The sequence below is a fragment of the Halobacterium hubeiense genome, from assembly GCF_001488575.1.
Classification (GTDB): Archaea; Halobacteriota; Halobacteria; order Halobacteriales; family Halobacteriaceae; genus Halobacterium; species Halobacterium hubeiense.
This window is the reverse complement of sequence record NZ_LN831302.1, coordinates 2,108,606-2,123,797: the sequence shown is the minus strand read 5'-3', so window position 1 is coordinate 2,123,797 and position 15,192 is coordinate 2,108,606. Positions and strand designations below refer to the sequence as shown.

The window sequence follows — 15,192 nt, the reverse complement described above, 5'->3', positions numbered from 1 at the left end:
CAGTCGTTCGGGGCGAAATTCACGCAAGATTACTCTGTGAACATGGCAGACAATCACCGACAACCGGAGGTGAACATCGGACTGGTCGGTCACGTCGACCACGGAAAGACCACGCTCGTCCGGGCGCTCAGCGGCGAGTGGACGGACCAGCACTCCGAGGAGATGAAACGCGGCATCTCCATTCGCCTCGGGTACGCCGACGCGACGCTGCGGCGGTGCCCCGACTGCGAGGAGCCCGAGTGTTACACCGTCGCCGAGGAGTGCCCCGAGCACGGCACGGAGACGGAGGTGCTGCGCACGGTCTCGTTCGTGGACGCGCCCGGCCACGAGACCCTGATGGCGACGATGCTCTCGGGAGCGGCCATTATGGACGGCGCGGTGCTGGTCGTCAGCGCCAACGAGCCTGTCCCCCAGCCCCAGACCGAGGAGCACCTGATGGCGCTGGACATCATCGGCATCGACAACATCGTCATCGCGCAGAACAAGGTCGACCTCGTGGACGGCGAGCAGGCCCGGCAGAACTACGAGGAGATTCAGGAGTTCGTCGAGGGTACGGTCGCGGAGGGCGCGCCCATCGTCCCCATCTCCGCCGAGCAGGAGATCAACATCGACCTCGTCATCGACGCGCTCGAATCCGAGATTCCGACGCCGGACCGCGACCCCGAGGCCGACCCCCGGATGTACGTCGCGCGCTCGTTCGACATCAACCGCCCCGGCACGACGTGGGACGGCCTGCTGGGCGGCGTGCTCGGCGGCAGTCTCGTGCAGGGCGAACTCGACGTCGACGAGGACATCGAACTCCGCCCCGGCCGCGAGGTCGAGGAGGGCGGCAAGACGGAGTGGCGGTCGGTGACCACCACCGTCCGCAGTCTCCAGGCCGGCGGCGAGGACGTCGACGCGGCGTCGCCCGGTGGCCTGCTCGGCGTCGGGACGGGACTGGACCCGAGCCTCACGAAGGGTGACGCGCTCGCCGGGCAGGTCGCCGGCCCGCCGGAGACGCTCCCGCCGACGTGGGACTCCTTCACGATGGACGTGGACCTGCTCGAACGCCTCGTCGGCGCCGAGGAGGGCGACACCATCGACGAAATCACCACCGGCGAACCGCTGATGTTGACCGTCGGCACCGCGACCACCGTCGGCTCCGTGACGAGCGCTCGCGACGGCGAGTGCGACGTCCAGCTCAAGCGGCCGGTGTGCGCGCCCGAGGGTTCGAAAATCGCCATCAACCGCCGCGTCGGCGCGCGCTGGCGGCTTATCGGCGTCGGGACGCTCACGGAGTGATGCGGGTCGCCATGGACGCCAACGCGCTGATGATGCCGGTCGAGGCCGGAGTGCGGGTCTTCGACGAACTCGACCGCATTATCGACGATTACGAGGCTGTCGTCCCCGAGACGGTCCGCGCGGAGCTCGCGAAGCTCGGCGCGGGCGGCGGGGAGGAAGCGACGGCTGCGAGCGTGGCGGCGGACCTGGCAGACCGCTGTGAGACCGTGGAGACCGAGGAATCGTACGCAGACGACGCGCTGTACGCGCTCGCCGTCGACGGCGACGCCGACGCGGTCGTCACGAACGACGGCCCCCTCCGACAGCGCCTGCTCGACGCGGGCGCGCCGGTAATTCATTTAAGGGGCCGGAATCAACTGACTATCACTCGACCATAAATGTACAAGCGAGCACGGCTGAAAGACACGATAGAGGTTCCGCCCGAGCACCTCGGGGACGTGAGTCCGGACCTCGTGAAGCGGCTGCTGCAGGACAAACTGGAAGGACGGATGGACGAGGACATCGGGAGCGTCGTCACCGTCACCGAGGTCCACGACCTCGGTGAGGGCGCGGTGCTGCCGAACCGTCCCGGCGTCTACTTCAAGGCGGAGTTCGACGCCGTCACGTTCGACCCGGAGATGCAGGAAGTCGTCGACGGCGAAATCGTCGAAGTGGTGAGCTTCGGCGCGTTCGTCGGCATCGGCCCCGTCGACGGGCTCCTGCACGTCTCCCAGATTAGCGACGAGTACCTCGCGTTCGACGAGGAGAACCAGCAGCTCGCCTCCCGGGAGTCCAACAGCGTCATCGGCACTGGCGACTCGGTGCGGGCCCGCATCGTCACGAAGAGCATCGACGAGCGCAACCCCCGCGAGTCCAAGATCGGGCTCACGGCGAAACAGCCCGGCCTCGGGAAGCACGGCTGGCTCCGCGAGGAGCGCGAGCAGAGCGAGGAGGCCGAGTAGATGGCGTCGAACCGCCTGGCCTGCCACGACTGCCACCGCATCGTCGAGCCGGACGAGGAGATGTGCCCGTACTGCTCGTCGACGAGCCTCACGGAGGACTGGGCGGGGTACGTGGTCATCACGCACCCCGAGGAGTCCGAAATCGCGGAGAAGATGGAGGTCTCGGAGCCGGGCGAGTACGCGCTGAAGGTCCGGTAGCGTGGCTCGCGCGGCCGCGACGCTCCCGCCGGACGCCCGCGGGGCGTTCAAGGAGCCGCTGGGGCCCGTCTACGAGGACGCCCAGCGACTGCTGGCGGACGCCGGCGACCCCATTATCGCGGTCGGCGACGTGGTCACCTACCACTTAGTCGCGGCGGGCGCGCCGCCGAAAGTCGCGGTCGTGGACGGGAAGACCGAACGCGAGGCGGTCACCGCGGAGGTCGCGGGCGGCCGCCCGGACGCCGACCGCACCGTCGAAGTCGCCAGCGACCCCGGCACCATCTCGGAGGAACTCCTCGAAGCGCTCGTCGAGGCAATCGACGCCGAGGGGGCGACGCTGCTGTCCGTGGACGGCGAGGAGGACCTCGCGACGCTGCCCGCGGTCGTCGCGGCCCCAATCGGCGCCAGCGTCGTCTACGGGCAGCCCGGCGAGGGGATGGTGCTGGCGAACGTGACGAGCGCGCTCCGGGAGCAAGCCCACGAGCTCTGCGAGCTCTTGGAGACGACGGATACGTTCTGGGCGCTGCTGGAGTAGCGGCGTCGCGCTCGCGGCCGCAATCAGCCCTTCGAAATGCTTTTACTGATTTCGCGTTCATATACGAACAACTGACCATGGAAATCGAGATTCTGGAGCAGGAAGACAACCCCCTGCTTCACCGGACTGAGGTCAAATTCGAAATCGAACACGAGGACGCCACGCCGTCGCGGCTCTCCGTGCGGGACAGCCTCGCGGCGAAACTCGACAAGGACTCCGAGGAGGTCGTCGTCCACGAGCTGGACACGAAGTTCGGGATGCGCAAGACCGTCGGCCGCGCGAAGACCTACGACTCCCCGGAGGACGCCGCGGAGGTCGAACACGAGCACATGCTCGACCGGAACAAGATCGGCGCCGAGGAGGAAGCCGACGCCGAAGCGGAGGAGGCCGAGTAGATGCCCCGGAGCGACTACTACAACGACGACGGCACGACGGATAAGGAGATGTGCCCGCGCTGCGGGGACACGTTCCTCGCGGACCACGGCGACCGGCAGTACTGCGGGAAGTGCAGCTACACCGAGTGGGAGTAGCGCGGTAGATGCGGGTTCTCGGAATCGAAGGCACAGCGTGGTGTGCGAGCGCGGCGCTGTACGATTCCGAGACTGATTCTGTCGTCATCGAGTCCGACGCCTACCAGCCCGACAGCGGCGGCATCCACCCGCGGGAGGCCGCCGAGCACATGCGGTCGGCGATTCCTGCGGTCGTCGAAACCATCCTCGACGAGAGCGACGGCCGAGTAGACGCGGTGGCGTTCTCCCGCGGCCCCGGACTGGGGCCGTGCCTGCGCATCGTCGGCTCCGCGGCGCGCGCGCTCGCCCAGACGCTGGACGTCCCACTGGTGGGCGTGAATCATATGGTCGCGCACCTCGAAATCGGCCGCCACCGCTCGGGCTTCGACGCGCCCGTCTGTTTGAACGCCAGCGGTGCGAACGCGCACGTGCTGGCGTTCCGGAACGGCCGCTACCGCGTGCTCGGGGAGACGATGGACACGGGCGTCGGGAACGCCCTCGACAAGTTCACGCGCCACGTCGGCTGGTCGCATCCCGGCGGCCCGAAGGTCGAGTCCCACGCGAAAGACGGCGAGTACACGGACCTGCCGTACGTCGTGAAGGGGATGGACTTCTCGTTCTCGGGCATCATGAGCGCCGCCAAGCAGGAGTACGACAGCGGCACGCCCGTCGAGGACGTCTGCCGGGGGCTCGAAGAGACGGTGTTCGCGATGCTCGCGGAGGTCGCCGAGCGCGCGCTCTCGCTGACCGGCCGCGACGAACTCGTCCTCGGCGGCGGCGTCGCGCAGAACGACCGCCTGCGGGGGATGCTGGAAGCGATGTGCGAGCAGCGCGGCGCCGACTTCTTCGCGCCCGAACCCCGCTTCCTGCGGGACAACGCGGGGATGATAGCGGTGCTCGGCGAGAAGATGGCGCGCGCCGGCGACACCCTCGAAATCGAGGATTCGGCCATCGACTCGAACTTCCGCCCCGACGAGGTGCCGGTGACGTGGCGCGAGCCCGAACCGCCCGCGCGCCCCGACCGCGACATCCTGCAGGGCGCGGAGGCCACGGTCACGTTCGCGGACGACCACGTGACGAAGGCGCGGCTCCCGAAGGAGTACCGCCACCCGTCGCTGGACGCGCGCCTGCGCCGCGACCGCACCGTCCTCGAAGCCCGCTTGACGAGCGAGGCGCGCCGCCACGGCGTCCCCACGCCGCTGGTCTGGGACGTGGACGTGCCCGAGTCCACGCTGACGCTCCAGCGCGTCGGCGACACCGACCTTCGGGACGCCCTCACCGAGTCCCGCGTCCGGGACGTGGGCCGCCACCTAGCGACGATTCACGACGCTGGGTTCGTGCACGGGGACCCGACGACGCGAAATGTTCGAGTGGCGGACGGCGACGACCGCACGTTCCTCATCGACTTCGGCTTGGGCTACTACACGGACGACGTGGAGGACTACGCGATGGACTGCCACGTCTTCGAGCAGAGCCTCGCCGGCACCGCTGACGACCCCGAGCCGCTGACGGCGGCGTTCGAGGCCGCGTACCGCGAGGCGGGCGACGCGTCGGTCCTCGACCAACTGCGCGCCATCGAGGGGCGCGGCCGCTACCAGTAGCCCCCAACTGATTTGGGGGCTGGCGCCGAACTGACTGGTATGGTCGAGAAACCGTCCAGCGGCGAACTGTTCGGCGTGCCGTACAACTTCGAGCGCCCGAAGCTCAGCCGGATGCTGGAGTCCTACTGGCAGCCCGGCGAGGGGATGCTCGTGGAGAAGCCGTTCGGCATCGGCTACACGCTGAACCTCGCGAACTGGCGGTCGTGGGTGGTGCTGGCGGTCGCTGGCGTGCTGCTCTGGCAGCAACAGCAGAGCGAGGACGACGAGGACGACGGTGCCGTCGAGGAGGCCGTCGAGGTCGTCGTCGACGACTAATCGACGCACCCAACTCGGTGCGCGCCGACGCGTCGGTATGCGCACGCTCCGGTTCGTGACGACGAATCCCGGGAAGGTCCGGGAGGCAGAACAGTACCTCAGCGACGTCTACGACGTCACCCAGCACGACTACGACTACGCCGAGATTCAGAGCGACGAGCTCGCCGACATCGCCGCGCGCGGCGCCGAGGACGCCTACGAGGCGCAGGACGCCGACGTCCCCATCATCGTTGACGATGCCGGCCTGTTCGTCCGCGCGCTCGACGGGTTCCCGGGGCCGTACTCGTCGTACGTCGAGGACACGCTCGGAATCGAGCGCGTCTGGGACCTCGCCGAGGACCTCGAAGACCGCCGCGGCGCGTTCCGCTGCACGGTCGCGTACACGGACGGCGACGTGACCGAGACGTTCTCCGGGGCCGTGCAGGGCACCGTCGTCGCGCCGCGCGGCGACGGCGGGTTCGGCTACGACCCCATCTTCGAGCACGACGGCGAGACGTTCGCGGAGATGGACACCGAGCGGAAGAACGCGCTCAGCCACCGCGGCCGCGCGCTCGCGAAGCTCGCGGACTGGCTGGCCGAGCGAGAGAACTGAGTTACTCGCGCGGGTCGCGGTCCGGCCCGGGGTAGTCCCCCCCGACGACCGTCGGATACAGCTTCTCTGGGTCGAACAGCCGCGCGAACGCGTCCGGCGCCTTCACGCTGACGTCCACGCGGCCCTTCAGTTCCATCCCGGTGCGCGCCGAGCGCAGGCTCTCGTCGTACGTGAGGACGTGCGCGGCGTCGGCCGCGTGTGCGGCGCCGAGCGCCGGCTGGTCGCCCTCCGGGTGACTCACGAGCGTCGCTTCGTCCTCGATTCGTTCGCGCCAGTCGGCGGCGAGGTCGGAGTCGCCGAGCGCCGCAATCACGGCTTCGGCGTCGTCGAGCAGCTGGTCGCTGGCGACCAGTTCGACCCACGAGTGCGAGCGCGCGTGGTCGAGCGCGGCGCGCGCGTCGCCGTCCACGAAGACGTCCGCGGCGAGCACGTCCGCGTCGGCGGCGACCCGCGCGGGGTTCACGTCATTCATCGTCCTCCCGGCGTTCGGCCAGCGTCGCGCGCACGTCGCTCACGTCGGCGTCCTCGCCGGCGGCGCGGTCGAACAGTTCTCGCCACGTCGTCATTCTGTTGCCGCCATCAGCCCGCGGACTTCCTGCTCGTACTCGCTGGGCGCGAGCCCGAGGTCGATGTCCACCGTCACGGTGATGGCCTCCGAGAGGTCCTTCTCGGTGGTCGTCGCGAAGTTCTCGCCGGGGTACGCGCCCCCTGCCACGACCACGTAGTCGCCGGCGTTCCACACCGCGAGGTCGCCCGCGACCTCGATTGCGCCGCCCTCGATGGTGAACGTCTCGCCGCTGGCCTCGTACTCCAGCGTCCCCACGGGGTACTCCGCGCTGAACGTCGTGATGCCGGGGGTGGCGCCGGAGTCGGTCTCGAACTCCGCCTCGCCGGTCTTCGTGACGTTCTCCAGCCCGGTGTCCCGCATCCGCTGCTCGAACTGGTCTTCGGCGGCGCTCTGGACCTCCGAGAGCAGTTCCGCGCGGCCGACGCCGCCCGGGAGGTTGTTGAGGTCCGGGGAGAAGTTGATGTGCGACGCCGAGTAGAGGGCCAGCGTGCCGTCGATTTTGCCGAGGGTCTTCTCGCGGACGTCGGCGGCGAGCGCCTCGTCCTCGTAGGTCACGGCCGTTGACTTCGCGGTGACCGTGACTGGGCCGTAGCTCTGCTCGAAGACGGTCTGCTCGGTCTCGTCGGTCTTCGTCCACCCGCCCTCCGAGAGCTGGTCTTCGGGGACGCTGGGCGGCGCGACGGAGCCGACGGCGCCCGAACAGCCCGCGAGCGCGCCGAGCCCGACGACGCCGGCCGCGCCGAGAAATCTGCGTCGGTTCATGCGACAGCATCGGGCGCTCCGCGCTAATGGGTCTTCCGCCGCGTATAACGTCGCTGACGTGTGGTGCGGCGCGCCTCGTCGCCGACTGCGGCCGTTGTCTGGCCGCTCGGGCCTCCCCTGCGACGGCGCGTCTGACGAATATTTATAACGCCCGAGGAGACACCTCGACAGTGGACGCGCGTTCGACTACTCCCCCCACTCTCCCCCGCGCGTCCGGCACTCCCCCACTCCCGCTTTCGGCGCGAGTGAGAAGACGTTATTATCGACTCGTTCCTACCGACCCGGCGAACCGTGACGGAGACACTGCTCGTCGCCGGCGCCCTCATCGCGTGTTTCGTGGCGTACAACGTCGGCGGGTCGACGACCGGCCCCGCGTTCGGGCCGGCGGTCGGCGCGGACGCCATCTCGAAGGTCACCGCCGCCGCGCTCATGTCGGTGTGTTTCTTCGCCGGCGCGTGGACGCTCGGCCGCCGCGTCGTCGACACCCTCGGCGAGGGACTGCTCGCCGACCCCGGCGTGTTCACGCTGCCGGTGAGCATCACCGTCCTGTTCTTCGTCGGCGGCGCGCTCCTCGTCGGGAACCTCTCGGGCGCGCCTGCCTCCACGTCGATGACGGCCGTCGGCGCCATCGTCGGACTCGGCATCGCCGCCGACAGCGTGAACTGGACGGTCGTCGGCGAAATCGCCATCTGGTGGCTGGTCTCGCCGGCCATCGGCTTCTGGGTGTCGGTGATGGCGGGTCGGTACTTCTACCCCCGCATCGACCACGTCTTCGCCATCGACCAGAGCGACGGCCCGCTGCTCGTCGTCGAACGCGACGGCGTCCTCCCGCGGCCCGCGCTCGGCCCGAACACCACGCGGCGGGAGTTCGTCGGCACGGTGGTCGTCGTCGCCATCGGGTGTCTGATGGCGTTCAGTTCGGGGACGAGCAACGTCGCCAACGCCATCGCGCCGCTCGTGGGCAGCGGCGAACTCGGGATGAACACCGGTATCCTCGTCGGGTCGGCGGCCGTCGCGGTCGGCGCGTTCACCATCGCGCGCCGCACGATGGAGACGCTGGGCAACGACATCACCGACCTCCCGCTGACCGCGGCCATCGTCGTCGCCGTCATCAGTTCCACCGTCGTCGTCGCGCTGTCGGCCGCGGGCATCCCCGCGAGCTTCGTCGTCATTGCCACCATGTCCATCGTCGGCCTCGGCTGGGGGCAGGCGACGCGCACGTTCGAACTCGCGGACGCGGTCCGCGGCCGCGCGTCGCCGCGCGTGTCCGTCGGCGCGCTCTCCGACGACGACGCGCCGACCGTCGGCGACCCGGAGCGGGACGGCGAGGACGCGACCCGCGAAATCGGCGCTCGCGCCGCCGAGGACCTCCCCGACAGCTCCGAGCTGTTCGACCCGTCGACGACCGTCCGCGTCGTCGCGATGCAGAACCTCGTCCCGGTCGCCGCGACGGTCGGGTCGTTCGTCGCCTTCGAGCTGTTCTTCTTCGGCTGAACCACCGATACCGGGGCACAGGGCCTTTGTACCGACCGGTGCGAAAATAAGGTGATGCCTCCGCTCAGTGGACGACAGACGCAGTTCTACATCGACGTCGTCTACGGTGTCGCGTTCAGCCTCGGCTTCGGCTACCTGCTGGTCTTCGGGATGGACGCCCGCGTCGCCGCCCTTCAGGGCGGACTCGTGCTCGGGTACTTCCTGCGCGTCTGGGAGAACATGAGCATCTACGAGCAGATTCTCGAAGAGGAGGTCGCGCAGGCCGCGGAGACGCAGGTCGCCGCCGAGGTCGAGGACCAGGTGTCGGGCGCCGTGGCCGACGAGGTGGAGACGCACGTCGAGGAAGAGGTCGACGACGCGGTGCCGGAGCGCGTCGAGGAGGAAGTCGACGACCGCGTGCAGGAGCGCGTGGCCGAGGAGGTCGACGACGCGGTGCCGGAACGCGTCGAGGAAGAGGTCGAGGAGCGCATCGAGAACGCCGAGTCGCGCCGGTCGGACGCGGCCGGCGACCCCTCCGCGTGACGCGCGCCGCTCTATCCGCAGTGCGCGCTTGCCCGTTCTAAGTCGTTAGCCGCCCCACCCGCCCGGCACGTCGTCGGCGACGCGGTCGCGCCACGCGTCGAAGTCCGCGTCGCACTCGGGGTTCTCCTCGACGTGCAGCATGAACCCCTTCCCGGGCGAGGCGACGTACTCGCCGCAGAACGGGCACTCGTGGGGGTCCGATTCGTGTTTGGTCGGTTCGCGTGCGTCCGTGCTGGGATTCTTCGTGGCCATGCGAGCACGTCCACCGCGAGGAAATATAACGCTGTTCCGTATACAGATTATTTTGGTAAAACGCGGTTATATGCCAATAAGGTGGCTCGTCGCGCCGCGAAACTGTTGGCGAGCCAAACGCCTTTGGGGGTTTCCGCGCAACGATTCGACGATGACACCACCGACGAAGACACTCCCGAGTGGCGACGAACTCCCCGCAATCGGCGTCGGCACGTGGGACATCGGCGGCGACACCGTCCGCGACGCCGTGCGCGCCGGCCTCGACGCCGGCTACGCGCACGTCGACACCGCCGAGGGCTACGGCAACGAAGCCGAAATCGGGGACGTGCTCGCGGAGTACGACCGCGACGACGTCTTCCTCACGTCGAAAGTCCTCCCGAAACACCTCGACTACGAATCTGTCATCGAGTCCTGCGAAGCGACCCTGGACCGGCTCGGCACCGACTACCTCGACCTCTACCTCGTCCACTGGCCGAACCCCGCCATCTCGCTGCGGGAGACGATGGACGCGATGGCGACGCTCCACGAGCAGGGCAAGATTCGGAACGTCGGCGTCTCGAACTTCAGCGCCTACCAGCTCAGCTGCGCGCACCACGTCAGCGACGTCCCCATCGCCGTCAACCAGATCGAGTACCACCCGTGGAACACCCAGGACGACGTCGTCGACTACTGCCGGGAGACCGACACCGTCGTCGAAGCCGCCGCGCCGCTGGCGCGCACCGAGGTCTTCGCCGACGACACGGTGCAGGCAGTCGCCGAGAAGTACGAGCGCTCGCCCGCCGAAGTCGTGCTCCGATGGGCCATCGAAAACGACGTCGTCCCGCTCCCGAAGTCCTCGACGCCCGAGCACGTCCGCGCGAACCTCGACGTCCTCGACTGGGAGCTCGACGACGAAGACCACGCGCGCATCGACGACATCGACCACCACCAGCCCGTCTACGACTTCCCCGCGCGGGACTGGACCGACGACACGTACGGCATCTCCGAGTAGCCACAGCGCTACTCGCTTCGTTTTCGCCGCATCTCCGCTCGGCTCGCACACTAATCACCTCGCCACGGAATCGCGGAGACGGGACTCCGCGGTGAATCGCTCGGAAGAAGAGCCTAGGCCGGAATTTGAATCCGGGGTCTCGTCCTTACCAAGGACGCGCTTTACCGCTAAGCTACCCAGGCACGCATTCGTATGAAGGCACGAGGACTTCTTTATGAGTTTCGATTCAGCGGTCCGCAGTCGACGTGGGGCTGACCCGCTCGTCGCCCTGCCGCTCGCCGACGCGCGCCATCACGTCCTCGACGCCCTCGGGGAGCGCGTCGCCCGCGCCCGGCAACGGAACGGCGGCGTTGTCCGCGAGGCCGACGACGTACTGGCGCAGCGCGACCGGGGTCTCGCCGCCCGCCGCGGTGCCGCCCGCGATGGCCGCGAGTTCGAAGACGTTCGACTCCAGCGAGCGCGACGCCGACGTCCGCCCCTCCTGTTCGTCGGTCTGCTGGCGGCCGAACTCGCGGACCGTCTGGACCGCGTGCCCGGCGGCCTCGGTGCGCGCGAGCAGTCGGAAGCCGCGCGCGACGAGCACGTCCGCCGCGAGCACGTCGAGGTCGTCGCTGGGGTCCTGTTCGTCGGTGTGCGCCCACGGCTCCTCGGCGACGAGGTCCCGCGTCGTGCGCAGCCCCTCGTAGATGAGCTGGACGCCCGCCGCTCGCCGCGTCACCGCGTCGTCGTCGACCGAACCGTCGACGACGCGGGCGCTCAGCATCGTGAGTACGCCGGGGAGCATCGAGGACGACGCGACGTGGTCGTCGATGACCGCCCGGAGGCCGTCGGGTTCGATGTCCGCGACGGCGTCCCGGGCGGCAGCCCGCGCCTGCTCGGCCTCCTCCATCGACCGAAGGTAGCGGCGGGAACGGCAAAGACCTTTGGAAACCGCCGCAACGGTCCGGTATGCTTCGCGTGGAAGACGACGATGCCGTCCGCGTGGTGACCCTCGACCGGCCGGCCGCCCGGAACGCGCTCACGCCCGACGCGCTCGACGACCTCCGTGACGCCGTGACGGACGCCGACCAGCCGGTCGTCTACGTCCACGGCGCCGGCGACGCGTTCTGCGCGGGTGCCGACCTCGACACCGTCCGGGACCTCGACGGGCCTCGCGGCGAGGCGTTCGCGCGCCGCGGCCAGCGCACGATGAACGCAATCGAGGACGCGGACAGCGTCGTCGTCGCGGGCGTGGACGGCGCGGCCCGCGGCGGTGGCGTCGAACTCGCGCTCGCCTGCGACGTCCGCGTCTGCACGGCGGACGCGACGTTCGCCGAGCCCGGCGTCTCCTTCGGCCTGTTCGGCGCGTGGGGCGGCACCCGCCGGCTCCCCGAAGCGGTCGGGGCGACGCACGCCGCGGACCTCTCGCTGTCCGGGCGCACCGTCGACGCCGAGACCGCCCGCGAAATCGGACTCGTCTCCAGAGTGGTCGCGGACCCGCGCGCGGTCGCCGCGGAAATCGCGGCCAACGACTCCGCCGCACTCGGCGAACTCGCGGACTTGCTCGCCGCAGAAACGGACCGCGAAACCTCCGACCGCGCGGAAGCCCACGCGTTCGCGCGCCTCCTCGCCGACGAGCCGTTCGAGAGCTAGGGCGTCGGCGGCACCGCGCGCTTGTGCTCGCTGCGCTCGTAGAGCCCGCGCACCGTCTCCACGACGCCGTCGGGAATCCCCAGGTGGTCGGCCGTCGCGCTCGCCGGGACGTTCCCGTCCACGTGCAGCGCCAGCACCGCGTCGATGGTGTCGTAGTCCACGCCGAGCTCCTGTTCGTCGGTCTGGTCGGCCCACAGCTCCGCGGTCGGCGTCTTCGTCACGAGGTCGTCGTCGACGCCGAGGTCGCGCGCGAGCTGGCGGACCTGCATCTTGTAGAGGTTCCCGATGGGGTGGCAGTCCACCGCGCCGTCCCCGTACTTCGTGAAGTAGCCCGCCAGCGCCTCCGTGCGGTTGCCCGTGCCGAGCACGACGGCGTTCTCGTGGTTCGCGACGAGGTAGTTCAGCACGGCGCGGGTCCGAGCGCGCGCGTTCCCGACCGCGAGCTGGTCGCCCTCCGCGGCCGGATAGAGCTCCGTCAGGAGGTCCACGACCCGGTCGATTTCCACGACGTCGTACTCGATGTCGAGGTCCTCGGCGACGCGCTCGGCGTCGCTCATGTTCTGCTCGCTGGACACCTCGCCCGGCATCACGAGCCCGTGGACGGCGTCGGTCCCGAGTTCGTCCACGGCGAGGTGCGCGACCGTCGTCGAGTCGATGCCGCCCGACAGCCCGAGCACGCAGCGGTCCGCGCCCGCGTCCTCCAGCGTCTCCCGCACGAACGACTGGATGCGGTCCCGGCGCGCGGCCAACTCCGACTCCGAGAACCGCAGGTCCAGCGGCGAAATCGTGTCTGGCGCAGTCATCACGTCAGTGTTCGGCGGCGTCCGACTAAAACCCACTCCACCCCTGGGATTCGTGGACGCGCGTCCACTCCACCGAAACGCTACGTTCAAGTGGGACGGCAAGGTAATCGCAGACGCGAGCGCTGGTGGTGAGCAAACCCGAAGGGTTTGCGAGGCTCAGCGCGAACGCGTGAGCGCTGGTGGTCTAGTGGTAGGACATGAGCTTCCCAAGCTCATAGCCCGGGTTCAATTCCCGGCCAGCGCACTCCTCTGATGACTCGACCCGAACAGCGACGACTCTGTCGCTGGCTGTTCGTACCGTTGTGAATGCGCGAGGGAATTGAACCCTATCCGTCGCAGCACCCGAGCGAAGCGAGGGTGACCGTCTGATTCCGGTTCAATTCCCGGAAGACACGCAGCGTCTTCCGATGCTCGCAGTCGTGTGGACTGCTCGCTCCCGGCCAGCACACTCCTCTCTGACTCGAACCGGACAGCGACTGCTCTGTCGCTGTCCGTTCGTGGCATCGTGAAGTCGCGAGGGAATTGCCCGCTGCCGGCACGCTTCTCGCGGCCCTCGAACAGGCAAAAGTGCTATTCCGTCTCGCAGTGAAGCCGGCGACGTGAGCGAGTCAGACGAGGAGTTCGACCCGCCGACGTGGACCCGCTGGGCCCTCCTGACGAGTGTCGTCGGCGCCGCGGGCTCGTGGTGGCTCAACGGCCCGGCGCTGCTCACGGACCTGCTCGCCGCCGTCGCGGTCCTGACAGTCGTCTACTTGCTGTACCTTTGGGGCCAGCACCGCGACCCGCCCGGCGGGAACGGCGGCGGCAAGCGGGAGCGAGAGATGGAGGCGGAAGCGGGCGCGTACGGCGGCGCCGGCTTAGGGTGACGGCGATGAATCTATCGGCGTTGTCCGGCCTCCCACTGCGGGCAGCGTGGCGTCAGGCGTAGTGCTCGTCGAGGTACTCGACGATGTCGTCGCTCTCGTAGAGGGCTTCCTCGCGGGCGGTGTCCACGAGGTACGGAATCTGGTCCTCGCCGCCGTTCTGGAGTTCCTCGTAGGTCTGTTCGTTCGTGACGTCGCCGCCCGCGCCACCCGGGAGTCGGGGGTTGTGGGTGACGTAGGAGACGCCGAGCTCCGAGAGCTTCTCGCGGACTTTCGCGCAGTGCGGGCAGCCTTCCGACTGGTACAGTTCCAGCATACCCCAGTGTTCGCGGGCCAGCCACGTAAACGTCAGCGAACCGGCGGGTACGACTCCCGCTGGACCCACTCGCGGAGGCGCTCGTGGCCGGCGTCGTCGTAGCGCAGCGGCCGCCGCCACCACGGCCCCTTCCCGGAGTCGCCGGACCACTCCGTGACCGCTCGGTTGGCGTCGACGCCGCGCGCGCCGCTCAGCGGGACGGCGTAGTCGTAGAGCCGCGAGTCGTCGGTGCCCGCCAGCAGCACGTCGGCGTCGATGGGGTCGCGCTTCAGGTGGGCGTTCCCCGCGAACGCCGCGCGCTCCGATTCGGGCAGGCCCTCGAACTCCTCGCCGGTCACGGGGTCGCGCGCGAGTTCGAAGTCGCCGATGACGTAGGTTCCCCAGTCGTCGGCCATCCACGGCGTCGGCTCGTCGGGGGCGTCGAGGGTCGCGTAGAAGTAGACGCGGTCGCCGGCGTCGAGGTCCAACAGCGGGCGGGCTTTCAGGCCGTGCGGGTCGCCGTACGTGTAGCGCTCGCAGCACGGGTACGCCGCGAACGAGGGGTCGAGGTGGACCGGCGTCTCGCGGAGGTCGTCGGGAATCTCGATGGGGAGGTCGAGGTCCCCGTACGTCGGCGCGGGCTCGCTGGTCGGTTCGCTCTCGGGAATCGGAACGTAGACGAACGAGCCGTCCGCGCGCAGCGGCCCGCGGAACCCCGGCTGGTTCGTGTTCGCCGCGACGTTGATGGCGACCGCGCGCGTCACGGCTGTAGCTGCGCGACGCACTCGCAGCAGAACCGATAGCTGGCGTCGTTCTCCGCGCCACAGGACGGACACAGCAGGCTCGTGGCGTCGTCAGTCGTCGAGGACGAGACGTCGGCGGGTGAGGCGCCATCGCCGACGCCCGGGGAGTCGGGCGCGCCGGCGTCCTCGCTCTGGAGGCGTCGCCACACGGCGAACTGTAGGGCCGCCACGACCAGCACCGCGACCACGAACAACCCCCATTCCATGTGTGACCGTAGCACAGCGAGCCTATTCA

General features: G+C 69.2%; 23 protein-coding genes and 2 tRNA genes. 16 read left to right on the top strand and 9 right to left on the bottom strand.

Annotated features, from left to right (window positions below; genetic code table 11):
• Positions 1-42: 42 nt before the first annotated feature.
• The 10 genes from HHUB_RS11255 to rdgB all read left to right on the top strand — a co-directional run bounded on the left by HHUB_RS11255 (position 43) and on the right by rdgB (position 5,972).
• Positions 43-1,281 carry a translation initiation factor IF-2 subunit gamma gene (locus HHUB_RS11255; protein ID WP_059057701.1) on the top strand — a complete coding sequence of 413 codons (1,239 nt, stop codon included), beginning with the start codon at positions 43-45 and terminating at the stop codon, positions 1,279-1,281.
• Positions 1,281-1,658 carry a twitching motility protein PilT gene (locus tag HHUB_RS11250; protein WP_059057700.1) on the top strand — a complete coding sequence of 126 codons (378 nt, stop codon included), beginning with the start codon at positions 1,281-1,283 and terminating at the stop codon, positions 1,656-1,658. The genes HHUB_RS11255 and HHUB_RS11250 overlap by 1 nt, the downstream gene beginning before the upstream one ends.
• Positions 1,659-2,222: a DNA-directed RNA polymerase gene (locus HHUB_RS11245; protein ID WP_059057699.1), complete on the top strand. Its 564-nt coding sequence runs from the start codon at positions 1,659-1,661 to the stop codon at positions 2,220-2,222. It abuts the gene before it with no gap.
• Positions 2,223-2,420, top strand: coding sequence for a transcription elongation factor subunit Spt4 (spt4, locus tag HHUB_RS11240; RefSeq protein ID WP_059057698.1), 198 nt, complete (start codon positions 2,223-2,225; stop codon positions 2,418-2,420).
• Position 2,421: 1 nt separating this feature from the next.
• Positions 2,422-2,955 carry a GTP-dependent dephospho-CoA kinase family protein gene (locus HHUB_RS11235; RefSeq protein WP_059057697.1) on the top strand — a complete coding sequence of 178 codons (534 nt, stop codon included), beginning with the start codon at positions 2,422-2,424 and terminating at the stop codon, positions 2,953-2,955.
• A 77-nt stretch (positions 2,956-3,032) separates the two neighbouring features.
• The gene (locus tag HHUB_RS11230; RefSeq protein WP_059057696.1) at positions 3,033-3,350 is read left to right on the top strand and encodes a 30S ribosomal protein S24e; all 318 of its coding nucleotides are present in this window, start codon (positions 3,033-3,035) and stop codon (positions 3,348-3,350) included.
• Positions 3,351-3,485, top strand: a complete 135-nt coding sequence (locus HHUB_RS11225; RefSeq protein ID WP_059057695.1) for a 30S ribosomal protein S27ae — start codon at positions 3,351-3,353, stop codon at positions 3,483-3,485.
• An 8-nt stretch (positions 3,486-3,493) separates the two neighbouring features.
• The gene (locus HHUB_RS11220) at positions 3,494-5,065 is read left to right on the top strand and encodes a bifunctional N(6)-L-threonylcarbamoyladenine synthase/serine/threonine protein kinase (RefSeq protein WP_059057694.1); all 1,572 of its coding nucleotides are present in this window, start codon (positions 3,494-3,496) and stop codon (positions 5,063-5,065) included.
• Positions 5,066-5,104: 39 nt separating this feature from the next.
• Positions 5,105-5,380 carry a DUF5808 domain-containing protein gene (locus tag HHUB_RS11215; RefSeq protein WP_059057693.1) on the top strand — a complete coding sequence of 92 codons (276 nt, stop codon included), beginning with the start codon at positions 5,105-5,107 and terminating at the stop codon, positions 5,378-5,380.
• Positions 5,381-5,417: 37 nt separating this feature from the next.
• Positions 5,418-5,972, top strand: a complete 555-nt coding sequence (gene rdgB / locus HHUB_RS11210; RefSeq protein WP_059057692.1) for an RdgB/HAM1 family non-canonical purine NTP pyrophosphatase — start codon at positions 5,418-5,420, stop codon at positions 5,970-5,972.
• Position 5,973: 1 nt separating this feature from the next.
• Here the strand turns inward: rdgB and HHUB_RS11205 are convergent, their stop codons facing one another.
• Entirely contained in the window at positions 5,974-6,444 is a 471-nt protein-coding gene (locus HHUB_RS11205) for a DUF7384 family protein (RefSeq protein ID WP_059057691.1), read from the bottom strand.
• Positions 6,445-6,534: 90 nt separating this feature from the next.
• Complete coding sequence (locus HHUB_RS11200) at positions 6,535-7,302, bottom strand: DUF6517 family protein (protein WP_059057690.1); 768 nt, start codon at positions 7,300-7,302, stop codon at positions 6,535-6,537.
• Between the two features lie 291 nt (positions 7,303-7,593).
• On the opposite strand from HHUB_RS11200, the gene HHUB_RS11195 reads away from it, so the two are divergent.
• Positions 7,594-8,796, top strand: coding sequence for an inorganic phosphate transporter (locus HHUB_RS11195; protein ID WP_059057689.1), 1,203 nt, complete (start codon positions 7,594-7,596; stop codon positions 8,794-8,796).
• Positions 8,797-8,850: 54 nt separating this feature from the next.
• A complete protein-coding gene (locus HHUB_RS11190) occupies positions 8,851-9,318 on the top strand; it encodes a hypothetical protein (RefSeq protein ID WP_059057688.1) in 468 nt (155 codons plus the stop codon).
• Between the two features lie 45 nt (positions 9,319-9,363).
• On the opposite strand, the gene HHUB_RS11185 is transcribed toward HHUB_RS11190, so the two are convergent.
• Positions 9,364-9,570, bottom strand: a complete 207-nt coding sequence (locus HHUB_RS11185) for a DUF7501 family protein (protein WP_059057687.1) — start codon at positions 9,568-9,570, stop codon at positions 9,364-9,366.
• 151 nt (positions 9,571-9,721) lie between these two features.
• On the opposite strand from HHUB_RS11185, the gene HHUB_RS11180 reads away from it, so the two are divergent.
• Positions 9,722-10,561 (top strand): aldo/keto reductase, encoded by an 840-nt coding sequence (locus HHUB_RS11180; RefSeq protein ID WP_059057686.1) that lies wholly within the window; start codon positions 9,722-9,724, stop codon positions 10,559-10,561.
• 110 nt (positions 10,562-10,671) lie between these two features.
• On the opposite strand, the gene HHUB_RS11175 is transcribed toward HHUB_RS11180, so the two are convergent.
• Positions 10,672-10,743: transfer RNA gene (locus tag HHUB_RS11175), tRNA-Thr, on the bottom strand.
• Between the two features lie 44 nt (positions 10,744-10,787).
• On the bottom strand, positions 10,788-11,450 hold the full coding sequence (locus HHUB_RS11170; protein WP_059057685.1) for a DUF7114 family protein: 663 nt from the start codon (positions 11,448-11,450) through the stop codon (positions 10,788-10,790).
• Between the two features lie 59 nt (positions 11,451-11,509).
• Here HHUB_RS11170 and HHUB_RS11165 point away from each other — a divergent pair, with 59 nt between their 5' ends.
• Positions 11,510-12,193 (top strand): enoyl-CoA hydratase/isomerase family protein, encoded by a 684-nt coding sequence (locus tag HHUB_RS11165; RefSeq protein ID WP_059057684.1) that lies wholly within the window; start codon positions 11,510-11,512, stop codon positions 12,191-12,193.
• On the opposite strand, the gene HHUB_RS11160 is transcribed toward HHUB_RS11165, so the two are convergent.
• Positions 12,190-12,996 carry an NAD+ synthase gene (locus HHUB_RS11160; protein WP_059057683.1) on the bottom strand — a complete coding sequence of 269 codons (807 nt, stop codon included), beginning with the start codon at positions 12,994-12,996 and terminating at the stop codon, positions 12,190-12,192. The genes HHUB_RS11165 and HHUB_RS11160 overlap by 4 nt on opposite strands.
• A gap of 173 nt (positions 12,997-13,169) precedes the next feature.
• Between HHUB_RS11160 and HHUB_RS11155 the strand changes: the two genes are divergently transcribed.
• Both HHUB_RS11155 and HHUB_RS11150 read left to right on the top strand, forming a co-directional pair.
• A tRNA-Gly gene (locus HHUB_RS11155) sits at positions 13,170-13,240 on the top strand.
• A 355-nt stretch (positions 13,241-13,595) separates the two neighbouring features.
• Positions 13,596-13,862 (top strand): hypothetical protein, encoded by a 267-nt coding sequence (locus tag HHUB_RS11150; protein WP_059057682.1) that lies wholly within the window; start codon positions 13,596-13,598, stop codon positions 13,860-13,862.
• Between the two features lie 52 nt (positions 13,863-13,914).
• Here HHUB_RS11150 and HHUB_RS11145 read toward each other — a convergent pair whose 3' ends face one another.
• The 3 genes from HHUB_RS11145 to HHUB_RS11135 are packed head-to-tail and all read right to left on the bottom strand — an operon-like array spanning position 13,915 to position 15,163.
• Entirely contained in the window at positions 13,915-14,175 is a 261-nt protein-coding gene (locus HHUB_RS11145) for a glutathione S-transferase N-terminal domain-containing protein (RefSeq protein WP_059057681.1), read from the bottom strand.
• Between the two features lie 32 nt (positions 14,176-14,207).
• Entirely contained in the window at positions 14,208-14,918 is a 711-nt protein-coding gene (locus HHUB_RS11140; RefSeq protein WP_059057680.1) for an Nmad3 family putative nucleotide modification protein, read from the bottom strand.
• A complete protein-coding gene (locus tag HHUB_RS11135) occupies positions 14,915-15,163 on the bottom strand; it encodes a DUF7577 domain-containing protein (RefSeq protein WP_059057679.1) in 249 nt (82 codons plus the stop codon). The genes HHUB_RS11140 and HHUB_RS11135 overlap by 4 nt, the downstream gene beginning before the upstream one ends.
• Between the last annotated feature and the right edge of the window lie 29 nt (positions 15,164-15,192).